Below are 21351 nucleotides of genomic sequence, written 5' to 3'. Positions count from 1 at the left end.
GCCCAGGGCGTCGTCGATCGAGGCCAGACTACGGGGCCTACGCCGAGATGGACGGCCGGCTGCCGAGCACGCGCGCCATCCAGGCACCCGGATCGGCGATCTCGGCCTGACTGGGCAACGTGGCGGGTGACTGCCAGACAAGGTTGAACCCGTCGACGCCGGCCTCGGCGACCACGGCCCGCACGAAGGCGCCGCCCTGCCGGTACTGGCGCAGTTTCATGTCCAGGCCGAGCAGCCGGCGGACGAACCGGTCGAGCGGTGACCCGCCGGAGCGGCGGGTGTCGAACTTCGCCCGGATGTCGGTGACGGTCGGCACCACCTTGGGCCCGACGGCGTCCATCACCTGGTCGGCGTGCCCCTCGAGGAGGGTCATCAGCGCCTGAAGGCGGTCGAGCACGGCGCGCTGAGCCGGGGTCTGCAGCGCCTCGACGACGCTTGGGACATCCTGGCCGCGGTCGCGCACGGCGCCGCGCAGCGCCGCCACGGCCGAGCGCATCCGGTCGGCGAGCACGTCGGGATCCAGGTCGGTCGCCTCGATGAAGTCGCCGATCTCGGATTCGAGGTGGGCCCGTAGCCACGGCACCGCGGTGAACTGGCTGCGGTGCGTCTGCTCGTGCAGGCACACCCACAGCCGGAAGTCGCGGGGGACGACGGACAGCTGCCGCTCGGCGTGCGCGATGTTCGGCGCGACCAGGCTCAGCCGGCCCACCGGTCCGGTGCCGTCGGCCGCGATGACGCCGTCATGAGCCGCGGCGACGGTGGGCGTCGGCCCGTATTCCTCGGGTGGGAGGAACACCTCGTACTGGCCGAGGACCTTGCCCGCGAGGTACGCGAGTGCCGAGCCGAGCTGCACGCCGGTCACCCGGCGGCCGACCGCTGTCGACAGCGACCCGCGGCTCGCGTCGGTGATGCGCTCCAGCAACGGCGTCGTGATCATGCGTAGGCCGGCGACGTTCGACCGGGCCCACTCGGGCCGGTCGACCACGGCGATGGGTGTGACCGCGGCGGCCGGCGGGCTTAGATGTGTGTAGTCCTCGACGTGCCGCTCGGCCTCGACGGCCAGCCTGCGCAGCTCGGTCACGACCTCGTCGGCCTCGGCCCGCGTCAGCTGCGGGCCCGGGCGGACGAGCTTGCGTGCTGTCGCCACCGCCAGGTCCCAGTCGACGGGCTGCCTGTCCACCGGCTGCGCATCCACAGGGCAAGGGTACCCGGTGAGCGCTATCCGATCATGCTTCCTGACCCGTTCTCCACCCATGGGTACCAACTGGATGCCCCGCCTGGGTATCCCTCGACGGTCCGCTGGCAAAAATCGTCGATGCATATCCGAGTCCGTCCACCAAGGGTGGACCAAAGGTGGATAGCGGGCCTTGCCGGGCCAACTGGCTATCCCGGCCTGGGCCTATCCAGACAGCCCTGTCCGGACCTGGCCCTGTTTGGACCCGGCCGACTGGCTGTCCGGCTATCCGGCCGGCGGCGGGCTGGACGCTCCGATGGCCTCCCTGGTGGGCGGCGGTCCCGCGTCGGAGGCGGGCTTTCCGTCGGCTCCGTCGGCGCCGGCGGATGCGCAACAGGACGCGAGCGCCGCCGCGGCCCGGTCGAGGCTCGCCTTGGCCGCGGGGGACTCCTGGACGGGCGCGAAGAAGCCGAACAGGAGGAGCCGGCCGTCCGCGTCGACGAGCTCCCCGGCCAGACTGGTGACGATCCGGAGGCTGCCGGTCTTGGCCCGGACGTCGCCGGCGGCCGCCGCGGTGTCCGCGCCGCCGTAGCGGTCTCCGAGCGTCCCGGAGAAGCCCGCCACCGGCAGGCCGGTGAGCAGGGTTCGCAGCTCGGGGTGGTTCGGCAGCGTCGCGGTCCGAAGGATCTCGACCACCGTGCGCGGCGGGATCAGATTGTTGACGGACAGCCCGCTCACGTCGGCCAGCGACATCCCGGTGGTGTCGATCCCGAGGCCGGCCAGCACCTTGCCGACAGCGGCCGTCGCGCCGGTGAATGTCGTCGGCAGGCCGCGGGCGTGCGCGACCAGCCGGCCTAGGCACTCGGCCAGGTCGTTGTCCGAGTCGGTCAGCATCCGCTCCACCAGCATCGGGATGGGCGGGCTGTCGGCTGTGGCGACCGACCTCGCCGCCCTGTCGGCGGTTCCGGTCCCTGTTGAACCGACCGACACGCCTGCGCCTCGCAGCGCGGTGGCGAACGCGGCCGCCGCGGCCGCGTCCGGGGCCGGGCTGCGGGGCCCGACTGAGCCGGGCTGGGAGCGGCCGGCGTCGACCTCCAGCGCGGAGACGGGGGTGACATCGCCTTCGGTGACGTAGGTGTCGTTCCAGCCGGCGGCCGTCCCCGGTCCGGAGAACAGGCTGCCGTCCCCGATCACCTGGTCCACCGACGTGATCCCGGCGGCGTGCACCTGGGCCGCGAGGGTCGACAGGCGGGCGCTGGCGCTCGCGGGGTAGCCGGTGGGGTCGGCCGCGGCGGTCAGCGTCGGGTCGCCGGCGCCCACGAGCCAGAGCGTGCCGCCAGCCGAGGCCTTGTCGGCCGGCGTCGCGGGGCCCGGCGCGCCGGCGGCACCCGTGGACGTGCCGGCGGGCGGAAGGTAGACGACCCGCGTGGTCAGCCGGGCGTCCGGGGCGAAGGTTCGCAAAGCGGCTGTGGCGACGGCGGTCTTCAACGTCGATGCCGGCGCGGTCGGTACGGTGGACCTGACGTCGAACAGCACCTTGCCGGACAGTGCGTCGACGACGATCCCAGCCGGGCTGCCCAGTGCCGGATTGCTCAGCGGCCCGGTGAGCCGGGCGGCCAGTGTGGCCTGGTCGGGCATAGGGCCGTCCGCCCGCGGCCCGGCCAAGGCGGGCGCGGTGACGCGCGGTACCGTCGGTGTCGGCGCCTCGCCCGGCGTGGACGATATGGACAGGGACCCGGCGAGCAACGCGCCGGTCAGCGCCGTCAGGCCGCCAGCCCGAGCACCCGTCATTGGGCGAGCTTAAGGCGCCGGCGGCGAGGTGTGTTCGCTGAACGTGGTCAGCTTCCCAGGGTTCGCGATATTGCTCCGGGGACGACCCCCAGACCCCCAATGTCGGGCTTTGCTCGACGGGGGGCGGACAACCGGCAGGGCGCCGCAGATCGGTGGAGGGCGCGGTCGATCGCCAGGGCAGGGTGGAACTGGAGAGAGAATTTCGGTACTCGGCCCGCACGGGTGACCGCGTGGGGGCGACGCGTTCGGGGGAGTGGTCAGGTAGCGACTTCAGGGTCAGCGTTGGCGGTTGGGCGGCGTCGGGGCTACCCGCACAACTGGCACGCGCCGGCGAGGGCCCGGCGGGTGGGATAGGCCACATTGCCGGAGCTGCGGCCTGTGGGAAGTCCGCCGACACTGGACGAAGGCGCGGTTTCACGAACCTGAGCGACCAGCCGCGCTGTGTGGCGGGTCGCCATGGACATCGGCCGGCCCCAGGGCCGGTCCGCGCGGGAAGCCGGTACCGGTCGCGAGGCCTGGGCCGGGACGATGGAAGACGAGCCGGCCCGCCAGGGCCGAGCCACCGAAGAAGAAGGAGACAGGGAGCGGCGTGGACCTCGAGTTCGACGTGACCATCGAGATCCCCAAGGGGCAGCGCAACAAGTACGAGATGGATCACCACACGGGGCGGATCCGGCTCGACCGGATGCTGTTCACCTCCACCCACTACCCGTCCGACTACGGGTTCATCGAGGGCACTCTCGGCCGCGACGGCGACCCGTTGGACGCGCTGGTGCTGCTCGAGGAGCCCACCTTCCCGGGCTGCCTGGTGCGCTGCCGGACGATCGGCATGTTCCAGATGACCGATGAGAAGGGCCCGGACGACAAGGTCCTCTGCGTGCCGGTGGCCGACGTCCGCCAGGAGCACCTGCGTGACATCCGTCACCTGCCGGAGTTCGACCGGCTGGAGATCCAGCACTTCTTCGAGGTCTACAAGGACCTGGAGCCCGGGAAGTCGGTCGAGGGTGCGAGCTGGGTCGGCCGCGCCGACGCCGAGCGCGAGATCCTCGCCTCGGTCAAGCGGATGGAGACCGAGGCGGACGAGCACGCGGAACCGGCGGAGCCGGTCGTCGACGAGGCCCAGTCCGCCTGACTCGTCGCCACCCCGTATCGCGAGGCCCCGGCTGGTTCTTCGAACCACCGGGGCCTTTCCATTCCGTTGTCATCTCCATTCCGTCGTCATCGCGTCCATTCCGTCGTCATCGCGCGCAGGCCGCGGTCTCGTCGCCTGGGCGGCTTGCCTCCTCGGCGCCGGACTTGCCACGGCCAGCCGCGATGTGCCGGACCGGCCAACTGCCAGTACACCGGCGCCGGGTGACCGCACCCTCCGCCCTCCCGGCGTCGGTGTTGCCGCCGGGCTGCCAGGCCGGGCCGGGTGGCCACGGCCGTGAGAGCTACCGGGTGACCAGCGCGCGGCGCTTGTCGAGCAGCCAGCGTGTGCCGCGGCCCGCCTGCTGGTCGATGGCCTGTACCGCCGGCAGCTGGGCCGCTCGCAGAATCTGGTAGCGCAGGGGCGTCTCGTCGCCCTGTCGGGTGGCCATCCTGAACGCGAACGCCAGAGGGTCCGGTGCCTCGTCGACGGGCGGGCGCCCGCGTTCCGCGGGCTGGGTGGCGTCGCACAGGCGGTCGAGCTGGCCGTCGACACCCTCGAACCACGACATGCTGATCCGAGCCCGGTTCTGCAGCGGCCCCAGCGCCGCGTGGCCGGACCGGTCGAAGTCCCGCAGCGCCGTGGTGACGTCCGCGCGTCCGTGGAGGAACCGTTCGAGCATGATCGCGTCCATGATCGCGAGCGCCGTGCCCGAGCCCAGGGTGAAATGGGTGGTATGCGCGGCGTCGCCCAGCAGCACGACGTTCTCGTGCTGCCAGGTGCGATTGGTGACGTGGGTGAAATGTTGCCAGCGTGCCGGCCGGCCGTGGCAGTCGCTGATCAGCCGATGGCCGCCGAGCGGCCCGTCGAAGATGCCTTCCAGGAGCCGACAGCCATCCGCGTCGCTCAGCCGGTCGAGACCCAGACCGGTCCAGGTCTGGGGGGCGCACTCGACGATGCAAGTGCTGATGTCGGCGGCCGACGGATAGGCGTGGAACCAGATCCAACCGGGTTCCGTGCGCTCGAACGCGAACATGAAGTTCTCGAATCGCCGGTCCGTGCCCAGCCAGATGTACTGGTTGGCGCCGACCTCGAGCTGGGTGCCGAAGGCATCCAAGCCGGCGAGCCGTCGTACCTGGCTGTTCGCCCCATCAGCCGCGACCACCAGATCGGATTCCGCCATAAGCGCGCTCAGGTCGTCGGCGTCGGCCACATGCCGGCGGTACCGCACGTCGACTCCCAGCTCGACCGCCCTGCGCGCGAGCACGTCGAGCAGGGTCGCGCGCTGGATGCTGTACCCGTAGCCAGGCAGGTAGGCGGGTCGTGGACCGCCGACGCTGACGTGCTGGCCCCGCCACAGGGTCGACGCCGCCCGCAGCTCGCGCGCGCTGACCGGGTCAGCGCGGAACAAGCTGCCTAGTAGCGGTTCCCAGTAGACGACCCCCCAGCCGTGGGTGGCCCCCGGCCGGTCGCGCTCGAGCACGGCGATGTCGTGGCTGGAATCCCGCAGCTTTGCGCGGATCGCGAAGTACAGCCCCGCCGGGCCACCGCCAACGCAGACGATCTTCATAGGAAGGAACCTCGGAGATAGAGGTGGCGGTGGCCGACAGGCCACCGCCACAGGGATGCTTCAGGACGACGCGGTTGCGGGATGGGTGGGCTTACCAGCCCCAGCCGCGTCCCCAGCCCCAGCCGTGTCCCCAGCCCCAGCCGCGTCCCCAGCCCCAGCCCCAGCCCCAGCCGCCGAAGCCGCCGAAGCCGCCAAAGCTAAAGCCGTGGGTTCGCTCGCGGAAGGACCCCACGTCCTGGAGGGCCGGCGCCCGATACATAGCCTTCATGGCGGTTCCTCCCTCTATGGTGATGTCACCATTCGGCGGGCCATCCGCGTACAAATCTGGGTAACAACCCACCGGTTCTAATCGGCTAGTCGCGCCACTTGTAACCGACCATTAGTAGCCTTCCACCCCTCGGTTCACCGAGGGTTCACTACGCTTCGCATAACTGCCTCAGACCTATAGGGACCGGTGAATTTCCTCAGGGGGCAACCCGAACGGCAGGTCCCTGGGCCAGGGCCGCGGAGATGGGGGTGGCGGTGGCCGACGGGCCACCGCCACGGGATGCGTCAGGACGACGCGGTTGCGAGTGGGTGGGCCTACCAGCCCCAGCCCCAGCCGCCACCCCAGCCGCCGCCCCAGCCCCATCCGCCGCCCCAGCCGCCGCCCCAGCCCCATCCGCCGCCGCCCCATCCGGTGCGCTCGTGGAAGGATCCGGCGTCGTGGAGGGTCGGTGCGTGGTATGCAGTCTTCATGGCGGTTCCTCCGTCTGGTGGTGATGTCACCTTTCGGTTTCGGCCGGCCGAGCAGCAAAACCAGCCGACGTTCAGTCCGCCGACCTGGTCATTCTTCTATAACTACTTGCGACCGACCACCATCAGCCTGCCACCGATCGGTTCATCCTCGGTTCAGCACCCTGAGCATGGTCCGTCAATCACTCTCTTTCCGGTGGTCGATCCCACCCGCCACGAGCGGATCCGGCCGGGAAATGAATTCCACCCCCGAACCCCCGGCCAGCTCCCAAAAGGGGAGAGGAAAAGAGCGATCATGTCTGCCCCGGCTATAAGGGCCAGACTCTCGGACCTCGGGGGAGTCGGGCTGCGAGGCGGGATGCCGCGTGGTCATCGCCCGAGGTCGAGCATGAACGGCGAGCCGGGGCCGTGGGGTCCGGGGCTCGGCCCTGGGGCGACATGACGGCCTTTGGCGAAGCGGCCCGTCAGGGCTGCGAGCAGGCGACCCGGGTGGGGGTCCAGGGGGCGGAGCCCCTTGGCGTGGGGTCCGGGGCTCGGCCCCGGGGCAACATGACGGCCTTTGGCGAAGCGGCCCGTCAGGGCTGCGAGCAGGCGACCCGGGTGGGGGTCCAGGGGGCGGAGCCCCTTGGCGTGGGGTCCGGGGCTCGGCCCCGGGGCAACATGACGGCCCATGGCGAAGCGGCCCGTCAGGGCTGCGAGCAGGCGACCCCGGCGCGAGCCGAAGGCGGGGATTGAACCCGCGACCTATCGCTTACGAGGCGATTGCTCTGCCACTGAGCTACTTCGGCTTGGTCCAGCGAGGCTGGCGCGGCTCCGAGTATGCCAGATGGGATGACGAGGCCGACGTGTGTGGCCCGGCCGCGTTTTTGCGATCTTGCGACTGGCGGATGGCTCTGGTTCGCGGCTCGGGTGGGTGCATCGCTGGCGGTCCGCCGTCGCACGGACGACCTCGGCCTCGATCTTCGATCTCGGTCGCCGACGGCGGATGTGGGGGCGAGCGCCGGGCTGGCGGCGCTGGTCGTCTCGTCTGATGGCGGTGGGTTGGATGTGATGGTGGGTGTCCGGATCGTCTGGTGACGGGTTGATGTGCGCCCTGGGATTTGGGTAGGGGTTCCGTTACGGAAAGCTTTGGCGTGGTCACATGTATGTGTCAGCATGGTGTCGCCAGTCGACCGAAATTCGTCAAATGCGACCCCGCTCGCAGTGGCGCTGGAGAGGTTGCGTAGGGTTTCGCCATGACCGGGGAAGCAACTGCGACGACGACGCGAGGGGCCTCGCTGCTCGTCGCGGAAGATGATGAAGCATCGCGCGTCGCACTCGCGCGCAGTCTTGAGCGATTCGGGTACCGCGTGCTGGAGGCGGCCGACGGCGAGACCGCACTCCGCCTGTTTCAGACGACGGAGATTGACCTGGTTGTACTCGATGTAGCAATGCCACGGATGGACGGCTTCGCCGTGCTCAGTCGGCTGCGGCAGACGAGCGAGGTGCCGGTGATCATGCTAACCGGTCGGGCTGAGGAGGTCGACCGGGTGGTCGGCCTGGAGCTCGGGGCCGACGACTACGTCGTCAAGCCCTACTCGCTGCGCGAGCTGGTGGCCAGGGTTCGCGCCCGGCTGCGCCGCCGGCCGGTGGAGGCGCCGCCCCAGCGCAGCGGGGACGGCAACGAGCCGCTGATCTACGGCGACGTGTCGATCGACCTGCGTGCCCGCGAGGTCGCGGTCGCCGGTGAGCGGATCGACCTGACCGCCCGTGAGTACGAGCTGCTCGCCTTCCTGGCCCGTCATCCGCGCAGGGTGTTCAGCCGGGAGGAACTGCTCGAGCAGGTCTGGGGCACGCGGTTCCAGGACCCCGCGACCGTGACGGAGCACGTCCGGCGGGTCCGGACCAAGGTCGAGGGCCGGCCGCCGCAGCGCCGGCTGGTCACCACCCTGCGCGGCATGGGTTACCGCTTCGACCCGTGAGCCCAGCTCCGTGATTCCGTGATCCGGTGGAGTTCTCCGTGCCCAGAAGGCCGGGGACTCCACCGGGTCATAGCTGGATCCCCGTCTCAGTCCGAGTCGGAGCGGCGGGAGCGTGCACGTCGGCGGATCCGGCGGTGCCCACCGTCGCTGGCCGGCGGTTCCTGGCTTGCCTCGTCCGGCTGTGAAACGACCGCGGGCACGGCAGCCTCCCGGATGGCGGCGTCCGGCGCGGCCGCGCTTTGGTGTGCGACGGAGCTCTCCTCCCCGTTCTGATCCGGGGCGTCAGCCTGGGCACCGTTCCGGCTCCCATCCTCGGGAAGACTGACGGAACCGCATCCGGAGCCCGCGGCGGTCGGATAGGCGGCCTCGTGGGTCTTGCGGGAGGAGCAGACGTCGGCCCGATCGCAGGCCCGCCGCCCGCCCGCGTCGAGCGCCACCGTCACCTGCTGGCGGGGCACATCGTGGCCGATCACCCTGCCGGGGCCGTCGGGAGTGCTCGCCCGGGAGCCCACGGCGGGGACCGCGGCGGCGAACTCCTCGTACAGCGGATGCTCGTAGCGCAGGCAGCACATCAGCCGGCCGCAGGCCCCGCTGATCTTCAGCGGATTGAGCGCCAGGTTCTGGTCCTTGGCCATCCGGATGCTCACCGGCTCGAAGTCGGTCAGAAACGTGGAGCAGCACAGCTCCCTGCCGCAGGACCCGATGCCGCCCTGCAGCTTTGCGCTGTCCCTGGCGGACAGCTGGCGTAGGAGAACCCGAGTGTCCAGCGTCCGGTTCAGCTCGCGGACGAGGGAACGGAAGTCAACCCGTCCGTCGGCGGTGAAGTAGATCGTGAAGGTGTCCGACGTGTCGACGTGGTCCACCCCGACGATCTTCATGGGCAGGCCGTGCTCCCGGACCAGCCGCTTGGCCGCGACCCTCGCCTGGGCGCGCCGCCGCCGGGACACCTGGTCCCGCTCGACGTCGTCGTCGGCCGCGAACCCGGCGAGGACCGGCAGGTGGCCGACGTCCTCGCTCACCCACTGCGGCGCCCACATGCAGGTCGCGACCGCCGGGCCGTCGTCGGTGGGGACGAGCACCCGGTCGCCGACACGGGGCGCCAGCTGCCCTGGGTCGGCGTAGTACAGCTTCCCGCGGGGCGAGAAGGCCACCGCGCACATCATCGACATGCGTGCCCGCCGTCCTGTCGTGTCCGCCGTCCTGTCGTGTCCGCCGCGAGGCACCGCGGAGTGGCCCGGCACCGGCACCGGCCGGCCATGCCAGCCATCCCGGCCACGTGGGACCTGGCCGTACATCCGACCAGGTCACTCTGACCTGACCGAATGTGGCGGAAGTCGCCGTTCGCCCTGAGCGTACGTCCGCGTTCTCACCGAAGCACCCGGTTCGTCGGGGAACGGGACCCTGAATGCGCCCTTCCGCCGCCGTCGACCGCGACTTTCCCGTCGACTGACCCGTCGAGGAATCGGCCCCGGCCTGTGAGCTCGTTACCTGCCCACTCGGCGGCCGATCCGGCTTGCTGGCAGAACCCAGTGCTTCGCGGATCGGTCAGCGGCTCATGAGAGGGAGTGGGAGGGAGGGCGCTCCCGTGCCCGGCCGGCCGCCTTCGGTTCAGGCGTCCCGGAGAGTCAGGGTGAGGGACTCGACGGCAAGCTGGGCGACCAGGCCCGGGTTGGCGGCGAGCGCGTCCCTGGTCGCCAGGACTGCCTCCAGTCGACGCAGGGTGCGCTCCGGGGTCGCCGCGGCGGCGAGCCGGCTGATCTCGGCGGCGGCGTCGGGGTTGACCGGGTCGACGGTCGCGCCGAGCTGGTGGGCGAGCACGTCCCGGTAGAGACCCGCGAGGTCCAGCAACGTCCGGTCGAGCGAGTCGAGCACCGTGCGCCGGCCGCGGCTCTTCTGCGACTTCTCCAGGTCCTTGAGCGCCCCGGCGGCGCCGCGGATCATCATCGTTTTGGCTTTTGGCGCCGTCTTCGTCGCCCGTTTCGAGCGTCCCGCGGCGCCGGACGAGGTCGCCCCGACGCCGAGCGCCGTGCGCAGGGCCTCCGCCTCCGCCTCGTCCCGCTCGGTGTTCGCCGTGTCGGCGTCCGCGTTCGCCGCGGCCACGAGGTCGGCGGCGGCGCCCAGGCAGTCGGCCGCGCGGCCGAGCCGGCCAGGCACCGCCAGCACCTGGGCACGCCCCGCCCTGGCCCGCTCGTCGACGGCGAGCAGGCGGGCCCGGCCAAGGTGGCCCTGCGACGCCCTCGCGGCGACCTGTGCCGTCCGCTCGTCGACGCCGTCGCGCAGCAGCGCGTTGGCGATGTCGTCGACGGACGGCAGCCGCAGCGCCACCACCCGGCATCGAGACCGGATCGTGGGAATCACGTCGTCCACCGAGGGCGCGCACAGCAGGAACACGGACCGCTCAGCCGGTTCCTCCAGCGCCTTGAGCAGGGCGTTGGCAGCGGAGTCCGTGAGCCGGTCCGCCTCCTCGATGAGCAGGATCCGGTAGCGGCCACTGGTCGGGGCACTCGCCGCGTCCCTGACCAGCGCCCGCACGTCCTGCACGCCGAGCGAGAGCCCCTCCGCGCGCACCGTGCGCAGGTCGGCCGCCGTGTTGGTGAGGACGGTGTGGCAGCCGACGCACTCGCCACAGCCAGGTGGGCCCGCCGGCTCGCCGGACGCCCCCGCCGCCCCCGCCGCTCTGGCCGCCGAGGCGCGCTCGCAGCTCAGCGCGGCGGCGAAGGTCCTGGCGGCGTCGACGCGGCCGGCGCCGGAGGGGCCGGTGAACAGCCAGGAATGGGTCATCCCTGCCCTGGCGGCGGCGATGGCGCCGTCCGGGCCACCGATGAGCGCGGCCGCCTTGGCGGCCGTGGAGAGGGTGTCGACGACCGCGTCCTGGCCGGTGAGCGACTCCCAGACGCTCACGCCGAGCCCTCGGGGAACCGCGTGGAGTCGGGCGCTCCGGTATCCATGATCGGGCTGCGCCGGTCGACGCCGCCGCGCCGGTCGGGTTCGTCGCCGCGCCCGGTGCCCGGCGGACGGCCCGGTCCGGTTCCGCCAGCGGCGACGGCCGTCAGCTCCGGGCCGCCGGCGGCGGCGGCCGTCACAGTGGGGCCGTCCGTGTCGCCGATGTCGCTGAGGGTGGCGTCCCCGAGTCGGCGGGCGACCACCCGGCGGATCCGGGCGTGCAGCTCGCCCGCCGGCGCGGCGCAGTCGAGCACCAGGTACCGATGCGACTCCTCGTCCGCGAGCCGCAGGTAGGCGGCGCGGACCTCCTCGCCGAACGTCGGGGCGTGGCCTGCCGCCGAGCCGTTCAGGAACCCGGGGGCAGGGGAGCCAGGCACGTCCGTGTCCGTGTCCGTCGCCGTCGTGCCGGCGTCGGCGTCCGCGGACGTCTCGGTGTCCAGCAGGACCGTGACGTCGGGGAGCAGCGACATGGTGGCCCACTGGGCCAGCACGGTCAGCTCGTCCAGGCCGGCGCAGCTCGCGGCGCTCTGGTGCGCGACCGTCGAGTCGACGTAGTGGTCGGTGAGGACCACGGCGCCGCGCGCGAGCGCCGGTTCGATCACCCTGGCGACGTGCTCGGCCCTGGCCGCCGCCGCGAGCAGGGCCTCGGTCCGGGGGTGCAGCGCCGCCGACGGGTCCGCCTGCAGCTGGCGCAGCGACGCCTCCAGGGGGGCGGCGATCACCGCGTCCGAGGCGACTACCACCTCGCGCCCGGTCTCGGTGAGCCACGAGCGCAGCGCCTCGAGCTGGCTGGCCCTCACGGCGGCGTCCGCTCCCTCGATCGCGACGAACAGGCCGGCATGGCGCGGTCGGCGGTTCTGCCTACGGCCGCGCAGCGCGTTCCACAGCTCCGGGAGGACGGGCACCCCGGAGTGGTCGTCCATCTGCCGGTAGGCGAACAGGCCCACGACTATGGCGAGGACACCGCCGCCGAGCAGCACGAAGGTCACGCCGTCGGCCCGGACGTTGACGTCGCCCCACAAGTGCACGCTGTGCGAGCCGATCAGGCCGACCAGCGCCGGCGCGGCGGCCAGCACCAGCAGCAGGTCGATGCGGACCAGCGACTGCACGAGCGCGAAGGTGCGCCCGCGCAGCTCATCGGCCACCTCGGCCTGCAGGAGGGTGTTGCCGGTCACCCATGCCACCCCGGCGAACATGCCCACCAGGACGACGAGAATGCAGGCCAGCACCAGGTTCGGGATGATCGCGACGAACACCAGGGTGATGCCGGCGCCGGTGACGCAGACCCCGAACAGGCGGGTGCGGCTGTAGTCGCCGAGCAGTTTCGGCCCGATCGCCATCCCGGTCGCGAGGCCGATGAACACGGCCGCGAACAGTACGCCGTAGGCGGCGTCCCCTCCGCCGAGGATCTGGACGTAGAGCTTGCCCAGCGCGATGACACAGCCGGCGCCGGCGAATCCGCCGAGGATGCCGATGACCAGGCCCCGCACCAGCCGGTCGTTGCCGACGAACTTCCAGCCCTCGGTGATGGAGGCGAAGAAGCCCGGCTCCGGGCCGTGCTCCGGGCGTGCCGCCTTGCCGATCGACTTGAGCCCCCAGATCACCAGCGCCGACAGCAGGAAGGTCACGGCGTTGAAGTAGAGCGCGATGTCGACGGACGAATCCCGGAAGTACGGGTGCCCCGGCGCGAGGCTGCGCGAGAGGGTCGCCAGCAGGGCGAAGATCGCCGCCGCTACCGGCGCGCTGCCGTAGGTGGTGAGCAGGCTGAGTGTGTTGGCCGCCGCCAGCCGCTCCTTCGGTACGAGATGCGGGACGCTCGCCTCCTTGGCCGGCGCCCACAGCAGGGTCACGCACTCGATCAGGAACGACGCGATCAGCAGCCAGGTCAGCGTGCCGACGATCGGGATCGACAGGAACAGGACGAAGCGCAGCAGGTCGGTGACCACCATGGTCAGCCGGCGGTCGAGCTTGTCGGCGACCGCGCCGGCCAGCGGGCCGAAGATCAGCGCCGGCGCCAGCCGGATGATCAGCAGGGAGCCGAGCGCGTACGCCTGGCCGGAGAAGCCGTGCTGCAGCTGGGTGACCATCGCGGTGGTCGCGAGCAGGCCCATCCAGTCGCCGAGGCTGGACAGCCCCAGCTGGATCCACAGCCGGCGGAACTCCGGGATGCGCAGCACCGCGCGCACGTCACCCTCGTCGGAGCTCGCTGGCGCACGCCGTTCCGGTGGCTCCGGCACGCTGGTGACCGGATGCTGGCCGACTGTCTTGACGGCCCAGCCGGCGCGCCGCGGACGGCGCGGCGTTAACTCGCCGCTCGGGTTGCCGACGGGCCGGGCTGGCGCGTCCCCCTCCGCGGCCACATCGTCCACGGGCGGCCCATCCAGGCCGCCCGTGTGGCCTGGCTCGGGCATCAGGCCCGCCGTGGCCCGAGTGTCCTTCTCGTCCCCGTAGTCGGGGACCATCAGCCAGCCTCGCTGGTGCCGCCGGATCCGGCCGACCGCTTGGTGGCGGCGCGCGTTCCCGTGCCCGCCTTCGCCGTCGTCTTGCCCTTCGCGGTGGACTTCGCCTTGGCCGCGCCCGCCGCGGGCTTGGCGGCCTTGGCGCCGGTTCCCGTGGCCGACCGGCTGGACGCGCGGCGCGGGGTGGCGGGACCGCGGGCGCGCCTGTCCGCGAGCAGCTCGGCGGCACGCTCGATCGTCAGGGTCGCGATCTCGTCGCCCTTGCGCAGGCTCGCGTTGGTCTCGCCATCGGTCACGTACGGGCCGAAGCGGCCCTCCTTGAGCACGACTGGCTTGCCGCTCGCCGGGTCGGGCCCGAGCTCACGCAGCGGCGGGGTCTCGGCCGCGCTGCGCCGCCCGCGCGTCTTCGGCTGCGCCAGCAGCGCGAGCGCCTGCTCGAGGGTCACCGTGAACAGCTGCTCCTCGGACTCCAGGGAGCGGCTCTGCGTCCCCTTCTTCACGTAGGGGCCGTAACGGCCGTTCTGGGCGGTGATCTCCTCGCCGTCCTCGCCCGCGCCGAGCAACCTTGGCAGCGTGAGCAGCTTGCGGGCGTCGTCGAGCGTGACCGTCTCCAGTGCCATGGTCGACAGCAGGCTCGCGGTCCGCGGCGGGTCGGTGTCGGTGGTCACGTACGGGCCGTAGCGGCCCGCCTTCGCGGTGATGGTCGCCCCGGTCTCGGGATCGGCGCCGAGAACCCGGTCATCCGACGGCGCCTCCAGCAGTTCGAGCGCCTTCGGGATCGTCAGCTCGTCCGGCGGCAGATCCTCCGGCACGCTGGCGCGCCGCTCGCCGTACTGGACGTACGGGCCGTAGCGGCCGACTCGGACCACCACCGACACGCCGTCGTCGGCCTCGCCGAGCGGGATCGAGTTGACCTCGCGGGCGTCGATCTCACCGAGCCGCTCGCTGACCAGGTGCTTGAGCCCCGCGTCGGCGGCCACCTTGCCGTTGCCACCGCCGGCCACCTTGCCGTTGGCACCGCTGCCGCCGACCGCGGTGCCGTTTTCCCCGCCGGCCTCGGCGGGGGTGCCGTCGCCGAAGTAGAAGCGGGTCAGCCAGTCTGTCGAGCCCGCCGTGCCGGCAGCGATGTCGTCGAGGTCGTCCTCCATCGACGCGGTGAACCGGTAGTCGACCAGCCGGGTGAAGTGGTCCTCGAGCAGGCCCACGACGGCGAACGCGATGAAGCTCGGCACCAGCGCGGTGCCCTTCTTCCACACATAGCCGCGGTCCTGGATCGTGCCGATGATCGACGCGTAGGTAGACGGCCGGCCGATGCCCAGCTCCTCCAGCGTCTTGACCAGGCTCGCCTCGGTGAACCGGGGCGGCGGGCTGGTGGAGTGGCCGCGCGGGGTGAGCTGCCGGGTGGTCAGCGGATCGCCCTGGCGGACATCCGGCAGCCGCGTCTCGCGGTCCTCAAGCTCGGCGTCCGGGTCGTCGGCACCCTCGACGTAGGCACGCAGGAAGCCGGGGAAGGTGATGACCTTGCCGCTGGCGGCGAACTCGGCGTCCTCACCCGCGCTGGACCTGCCACCGATGCGGACCGTGGCGCTGGTTCCGCGGGCGTCGGCCATCTGGCTCGCCACGGTGCGCCGCCAGATCAGCTCGTAGAGGCGGAAGCCGTCGGCGTCGAGCCCGGCGCGCACCTCGCCGGGGGTGCGGAAGGTGTCGCCGGCGGGGCGGATCGCCTCGTGCGCCTCCTGGGCGTTCTTGACCTTCTTCGTGTACACACGCGGCTTGTCCGGCACGTACTCCGGGCCGTAGAGCTGGCGGGCCTGCTCGCGGGCGGCGGCCAGCGCCGTCTCGGACAGGTTCGTCGAGTCGGTCCGCATGTAGGTGATGTAGCCGTTCTCGTACAGCTTCTGCGCGATCTGCATGGTGCGCTGGCTGGAGAACCGCAGCTTGCGGCCCGCCTCCTGCTGCAGCGTCGACGTCATGAACGGCGCGTAGGGCGAGCGCCGGTACGGCTTGGTCTCCACCGAGCGGACGGCGAAGACGGTGGCGGCCAGCCGCTCGGCGAGGCCGGTCGCGCCCGCCTCGTCGAGGCGGACGACCTCGGCCGACGTGAGCCTGCCCGCGGCGTCGAAGTCGCGGCCGGTGGCGAGGCGGCGGCCGTCGAGCGCCACCAGGGTCGCGGGCAGCGCGGTCGGGTCGGGCGCCTTGCCGTCGTGGCCGACGGTGGCGGCGAACCGGCCCTCGATGTTCCAGTAGTCCGCCGAGCGGAAACGCATCCGCGCCCGCTCCCGCTCGACCAGGATGCGCGTCGCGACGCTCTGCACCCGGCCCGCGGACAGGCGCGGCATGACCTTCTTCCACAGCACGGGGGAGACCTCGTAGCCGTAGAGACGGTCCAGGATGCGCCGGGTCTCCTGGGCGTTGACGAGGTTCTCGTCGATCTCGCGCGGGCTCTCGACGGCCCGGCGGATCGCCTGCGGGGTGATCTCGTGGAAGACCATCCGCTTGACCGGCACGGTCGGCTTGAGCGTCTGCAGCAGGTGCCAGGCGATCGCCTCGCCCTCGCGGTCCTCGTCCGTCGCGAGGTAGAGCTCGCTCGCGTCCTTGACCAGCTCCTTGAGCTTGGTGACCTGCTGGCGCTTGTCCGGGGTGACGATGTAGAGGGGCTCGAAGCCGTTGTCGACGTCCACCCCAAGCCGGGCCCACGGCTTGCCCTTGTGCGCCGCCGGCACGTCCGCGGCGCTGCGTGGCAGGTCGCGGATGTGGCCGATGCTCGACTCGACCTGCCAGCCAGGCCCGAGGTAGCCCGCGATCGTCTTCGCCTTCGCCGGCGACTCGACGATCACCAGCCGGGTGCCCGTGCCGCCGGCGGTGGACCGCCGTCGTCCGACGCCGCCGCGGGCGGTGCCGGACGGCGTCTCGGCCTCGTCGACCTGCTCGGCCGCATCCAGGACGTCCTCGTCGACGTCGAGCGGCTCGGCTAGCGGGGTGGACGACCGGGACGGGGTCCGGGCCGTCGTCTTCGCGCGCGGTGGCACTGGTCTCCTCGGTACTGCTGTTCTCGTGTCGCTGTCGGCGGTCTCATGGCTGGCGGCGTCGCTGGCTGGCGACGTCGAGGGCTGGCACGTGCCCGGCTGGCTGGCCGCCGGCCACCGCGGTGACCGGACGCCGTGGGCCGGATGACCGGCAGGGCGCTCGCTCGCGCCCACACCGGGCCCCACCCCACCCCAACCGGTGAGCCGTCACCGCAACCGGTGCACGTGTCGTGCTGCACGGTACGCCGCGCCGTCCCAGCCGGCTTCTCGCCGCCCGTCCGAGACGGCCGGGCGAGGTTCGATGGTGGCACGCAGGTGCGCCGGGGGGACGCGCCCGGCCCCCCGGTCAGACTTCACCTTCCTTATCACCGTGCCACGGTCACCGCGCCGCGGCCCCTCAGCCCCGACAGCGGCGATGCCCGGCCGCCATCACAGCCCGTGCCTGTCCAGGTCCCACCGGACCGTCATGGCCCTGGCGCACCCAGCCGCCGGCCTCGCCCACGCCCGCGTGCCCGGCGGGGCGGGTGGAGACGGCCTGGCCGCGCCGGACCACGGCGGCCCGGTGGGGTGGACACCGCCGCCACGGTAAGGGCTCACGGTGCCGGTACGCCATCCCCTGAGCGCGTCACGTGACCGACCTCCCCATGCCGGGGAGGTGCCCTCATGGCGGGCCGCCTAACGGCAGCGACCGCCCGCCGCCGGTGCGCCGGCTGCGGGCGGTCGGAATCCTGCCCTGATCGGGCCGGTACGGGCGGGGACTCCCGGCCCGGGGAGTCCCGGCCCGGGGAGTCCCGGCCCGGGGAGTCCGGGCGGCTGGCCCCGGTCAAGCGGCCGAGTCCTCAGAGGCACTGCCGGGTCGGAGCCCCCGGGTGTGGATCCCCGCCGATTCGCTCCAGGCCAGGGCCGAGTCTCCGGACCGGCGTGGCGCGAATCGACGGGAAGCCGCCCGGCCTAGACGTTCACCTGGTTGGCGGTCGTCTGGTCCGGGGACACCGCCGCGGTCGAGTCGGTGCCCGTGACCGTGACATTGGACGAGTCCGCCACCGCCGGAGCACCCGAGGAGGACGGTGCCGCGTCCAGTGCCGAGCCGCGCCGCTTGGAGATCACGATCACCGCGGCGATCACCGCGACGGCCGCGACGGCGATGACGATCCGCAGCCAGGTGTTCTTGTCCTCGCCCACCGAGAACTTCACCACGGTCGGCGCGATCAGCAGGCTGACCAGGTTCATCACCTTGATCAGCGGGTTGATCGCCGGGCCCGCGGTGTCCTTGAACGGGTCACCCACGGTGTCGCCGATGACCGTCGCGGCGTGGACCTCGGATCCCTTCCCGCCGTGTGCGCCGTCCTCGACCAGCTTCTTCGCGTTGTCCCAGGCACCGCCCGAGTTGGCGAGGAAGACGGCCATCAGCACGCCGCCGGCGATCGCGCCGGCCAGGAACGAGCCCAGCGGCGGGTAGCCGAGGCCGAACCCGACCGCGATCGGAGCCATCACGGCGAGGGTTCCCGGCGTGATGAGCTCGCGCAACGAGTCGCGGGTGCAGATGTCGACCACGGCCTTGTAGTCCGGCTTCTCGGTGCCCTCCATGATCCCCGGATGGTCGCGGAACTGGGCGCGCACCTCCCAGACGACCCGGCCGGCGGCTCGGCCGACCGCGTTGATCGCGAGCCCCGAGAACAGGAACACGACCGCCGCCCCGAGAATCAGGCCGACCAGCGCGTCCGGGTAGGCCACGTTGAGGCCGCCGAGGCCGCGGGCCGCGTCGCCGCTGACTCCCGCCTTGCCTAGCGCCTCGACGATCGTGTCGGTGAACGAGCCGAACAGCGCGGTCGCGGCGAACACCGCTGTCGCGATCGCGATGCCCTTGGTGATGGCCTTGGTGGTGTTGCCGATCGCGTCGAGCGAGGTCAGGATCGCCGCGCCCTCCGCGGTGACCTCGCCGGACATCTCCGCGATGCCCTGGGCGTTGTCGCTCACCGGGCCGAACGTGTCCATCGACACGATCACGCCGACCGTGGTGAGCAGCCCCGTGCCGGCGAGCGCCACCGCGAACAGCGCGACCGTGATGCTGCCCGAGCCGAGCAGATAGGCGCCGAACACCGCCGCGCCGATCAGCACCGCCGAGTAGACCGCCGATTCGAGGCCCACGCCAATGCCGGCGAGGATGTTGGTAGCCGGGCCGGTGGTGGAGGCTTCGACGACGCTCCGGACCGGCTTGCGGGCCGTCTCGGTGAAGTAGCCGGTAAGCAGCTGGATCGCCGCGGCGAGCACGATTCCGATCAGCACGGCGCTGATCGCGATTACTCGTGGGTTGCCGTCCTGGGTGCTGCCCGCCATGCCGGGGAAGTCGGCGAAGCTGGTCGGCAGGTAGACGAACGCGACGATGACGACGCCGATCGCGGAGATCACGGCCGAGATGAAGAACCCGCGGTTGATCGCGGCCATCCCGTTGCGGTCCTTGGCGCGTGGGCTGACCGCGAAGATGCCGATCACGGCAGTGATGACGCCGACAGCCGGGATCAGCAGCGGGAACACGAGCCCGTGCGCGCCGAACACCCCGACGCCGAGGATCAGCGCGGCCACCAGGGTGACCGCGTACGACTCGAACAGGTCCGCCGCCATCCCGGCGCAGTCGCCGACGTTGTCGCCGACGTTGTCCGCGATGGTCGCGGCGTTGCGCGGGTCGTCCTCGGGGATGCCCTTCTCTACCTTGCCGACCAGGTCGGCGCCCACGTCGGCGGCCTTGGTGAAGATGCCGCCGCCGACCCGCATGAACATCGCGAGCAGCGCGGCGCCGAAACCGAATCCCTCCAGCACCTGCGGCGCGGTGTCCCGGAAGACGAGCACCACGACGGCGGCGCCGAGCAGGCCGAGCCCGACGGTGAACATGCCGACGACGCCGCCGGTGCGGAACGCCAGTCGAAGCGCGGCCTTCTCGCCGCGCTCGTTGGCCGCCGCCGCTGTCCTGGTGTTAGCCCTGGTCGCCAGCGACATGCCGACGAAGCCGACGAGCGCGGAGAAGACCGCGCCGACGACGAAGAACACCGAGCGGCCGACTCTGGCGCCGGTGTCGTCCGCCGGCAGCGCCAGGAGGACGAACGGGATGACGACGACGAACCCGGCCAGGGTCTTGAACTGCCGGCGCAGATAGGCGGCGGCGCCCTGCTGTACCGCGGCGCCGACCTCGATCATCTTGGGTCCGCCCTGGCTGGCCGCGAGTACCTCGCGGACCAGAAAAGCGGCCACGAGCAGGGCCAACGCTGCGATGAACGCCACACCGGCGACCAATCCCAGTTGCCCGCCAGTAAGGTCGATCCCAGCGGCCGCGGGTGACTCCGCGGCTTGGATCGGGGACATGGCTCCTCCCGGTCTGCACTATTTGTCCCCTGGACGGTCGGGCGTCCGCACGCCGTCGTGGCTCGACGGTGCGCGCAGGCCCAACGGTCACAGCAGAGCGTCGCATCGGACGACGCCGCGGGTGGCTAGTCGGGGATGTCGTGGGTTCGCGGGTCAAACCGTGGCTGGCGGCGCGCAGGTAACATCGACCGGCGTCGTGGCGCCCTTTGCTCGGGGAGTACCACGCCTGCCGGCTGACTCGGCGCCTGCGTTGCCGTCTCGCGGAAGGTCCCTGCCCCACCTCCACCGCGCTCCACCAGGAGCACCAATTCCGGTCACGGACGGCCAGCTACACCGTCTGTGAGATGCGGCGGAGTCTATCCACACGTCTGCGGCGTGCGCTCGTTTTTGCCGCCGACCGCCCTCTGCGGGTCCGTAGGGGCACATGTCGCGAGCGACGTGCCTCCGGGATCCCGCGGGGCCGGCCGGCGGGTTTCGCCGTCAGTGATCCTGGGACAATGGCCGCCGGCCCTCTAGTGGGCGGGGTTGCCCGCCGTCGCCATGTCGCCCTCCAGGCCGCTGCCGACGAAGGTGGCGGTGTCCCAGGTCATCGTCACCACCGTGCCGACGCCGTCTGGGCGGCGGCGGATCTGGACGTCGTCGACCAGCCCCTCGATGAGGGCGAGGCCGATGCCCGGCGGCAGAGCCGAACCGGCCGCCCCGGGCTCCTGGTCGCCGGGGAGAGCCGTCAGCGGGTCGCCGGCGGGCCGGGCGTCGCCGGTGCCCAGGTCGAGCAGCGCCGGGGCGCCGAGCAGGCCGCCGTCCGGGCCCGGCGCCACGTCGTCGCCCGGCTCACCCGAGTCGGCGACCGCGACGGTGAAGGTGCCGTCGACGCCCGTCATCTGGACCTCGACCAGGTTCTCGGGCGCGCGGCGGCGGTTCACGTTCACCGCGCGCAGGCAGGCCTCGCCGACGGCGATCCCGATCTCGTCGAGCACGCCGGTCGGTACCCCGGCGCGGCGCGCGACCGCCATCGCGATCCTGCGGGCGGTGCGGACGTGCCCCGGCAGGGCGGCGAAGCGCAACTCGACGGTGGACATGTGGCCTCCGGGGTTCTGTCCTGTTGGTGAGCATCGTCTCTGGGGCGGCCCCGACCATCTCATCGCCGAGCGGCCGTGCCTGGCCAGTGCCGGCGAGGCGGCGCGCGGGTGCCTCGAGCCTCGTCGG

General features: G+C 72.1%; 13 protein-coding genes and 1 tRNA gene. 2 read left to right on the top strand and 12 right to left on the bottom strand.

The window, feature by feature from the left end:
- Positions 1-37: 37 nt before the first annotated feature.
- Together BCD48_RS32395 and dacB are read right to left on the bottom strand one after the other, a co-directional pair.
- Complete coding sequence (locus BCD48_RS32395) at positions 38-1180, bottom strand: zinc-dependent metalloprotease (protein ID WP_071052180.1); 1143 nt, start codon at positions 1178-1180, stop codon at positions 38-40.
- Positions 1181-1459: 279 nt separating this feature from the next.
- Complete coding sequence (gene dacB, locus BCD48_RS32390) at positions 1460-2965, bottom strand: D-alanyl-D-alanine carboxypeptidase/D-alanyl-D-alanine endopeptidase (protein ID WP_071052179.1); 1506 nt, start codon at positions 2963-2965, stop codon at positions 1460-1462.
- Between the two features lie 589 nt (positions 2966-3554).
- Here dacB and BCD48_RS32385 point away from each other — a divergent pair.
- The gene (locus BCD48_RS32385) at positions 3555-4097 is read left to right on the top strand and encodes an inorganic diphosphatase (RefSeq protein WP_071052178.1); all 543 of its coding nucleotides are present in this window, start codon (positions 3555-3557) and stop codon (positions 4095-4097) included.
- Between the two features lie 301 nt (positions 4098-4398).
- Here BCD48_RS32385 and BCD48_RS32380 read toward each other — a convergent pair whose 3' ends face one another.
- The 4 genes from BCD48_RS32380 to BCD48_RS32375 all read right to left on the bottom strand — a co-directional run bounded on the left by BCD48_RS32380 (position 4399) and on the right by BCD48_RS32375 (position 7187).
- Positions 4399-5664, bottom strand: coding sequence for an FAD-dependent monooxygenase (locus BCD48_RS32380; RefSeq protein WP_071052177.1), 1266 nt, complete (start codon positions 5662-5664; stop codon positions 4399-4401).
- 91 nt (positions 5665-5755) lie between these two features.
- Positions 5756-5932, bottom strand: coding sequence for a keywimysin-related RiPP (locus BCD48_RS49930; RefSeq protein WP_116271734.1), 177 nt, complete (start codon positions 5930-5932; stop codon positions 5756-5758).
- A 314-nt stretch (positions 5933-6246) separates the two neighbouring features.
- On the bottom strand, positions 6247-6402 hold the full coding sequence (locus BCD48_RS49925) for a keywimysin-related RiPP (RefSeq protein ID WP_116271733.1): 156 nt from the start codon (positions 6400-6402) through the stop codon (positions 6247-6249).
- Positions 6403-7115: 713 nt separating this feature from the next.
- Positions 7116-7187, bottom strand: a tRNA-Thr gene (locus BCD48_RS32375).
- Between the two features lie 447 nt (positions 7188-7634).
- Here BCD48_RS32375 and BCD48_RS32370 point away from each other — a divergent pair.
- The gene (locus BCD48_RS32370) at positions 7635-8360 is read left to right on the top strand and encodes a response regulator transcription factor (protein WP_071052176.1); all 726 of its coding nucleotides are present in this window, start codon (positions 7635-7637) and stop codon (positions 8358-8360) included.
- A gap of 86 nt (positions 8361-8446) precedes the next feature.
- Here the strand turns inward: BCD48_RS32370 and BCD48_RS32365 are convergent, their stop codons facing one another.
- From BCD48_RS32365 to BCD48_RS32340, 6 genes are all read right to left on the bottom strand, one after another.
- Positions 8447-9529, bottom strand: a complete 1083-nt coding sequence (locus tag BCD48_RS32365; protein WP_071052175.1) for a PSP1 domain-containing protein — start codon at positions 9527-9529, stop codon at positions 8447-8449.
- Between the two features lie 439 nt (positions 9530-9968).
- Positions 9969-11261 (bottom strand): DNA polymerase III subunit delta', encoded by a 1293-nt coding sequence (locus BCD48_RS32360; RefSeq protein ID WP_071052174.1) that lies wholly within the window; start codon positions 11259-11261, stop codon positions 9969-9971.
- The gene (gene tmk, locus BCD48_RS32355) at positions 11258-13765 is read right to left on the bottom strand and encodes a dTMP kinase (RefSeq protein ID WP_241842168.1); all 2508 of its coding nucleotides are present in this window, start codon (positions 13763-13765) and stop codon (positions 11258-11260) included. The genes BCD48_RS32360 and tmk overlap by 4 nt, the downstream gene beginning before the upstream one ends.
- Complete coding sequence (gene topA, locus BCD48_RS32350) at positions 13765-16791, bottom strand: type I DNA topoisomerase (protein WP_071052173.1); 3027 nt, start codon at positions 16789-16791, stop codon at positions 13765-13767. Before topA ends, tmk begins: the two co-directional genes overlap by 1 nt.
- A gap of 948 nt (positions 16792-17739) precedes the next feature.
- Complete coding sequence (locus BCD48_RS32345; protein ID WP_083419524.1) at positions 17740-20145, bottom strand: sodium-translocating pyrophosphatase; 2406 nt, start codon at positions 20143-20145, stop codon at positions 17740-17742.
- Positions 20146-20657: 512 nt separating this feature from the next.
- Complete coding sequence (locus tag BCD48_RS32340; RefSeq protein WP_071052172.1) at positions 20658-21224, bottom strand: ATP-binding protein; 567 nt, start codon at positions 21222-21224, stop codon at positions 20658-20660.
- Between the last annotated feature and the right edge of the window lie 127 nt (positions 21225-21351).

The sequence above is a fragment of the Pseudofrankia coriaricola genome (assembly GCF_001854805.1).
Classification (GTDB): domain Bacteria; phylum Actinomycetota; class Actinomycetes; order Frankiales; family Frankiaceae; genus Pseudofrankia.
This window is presented reverse-complemented; position numbering and strand designations above follow the sequence as displayed.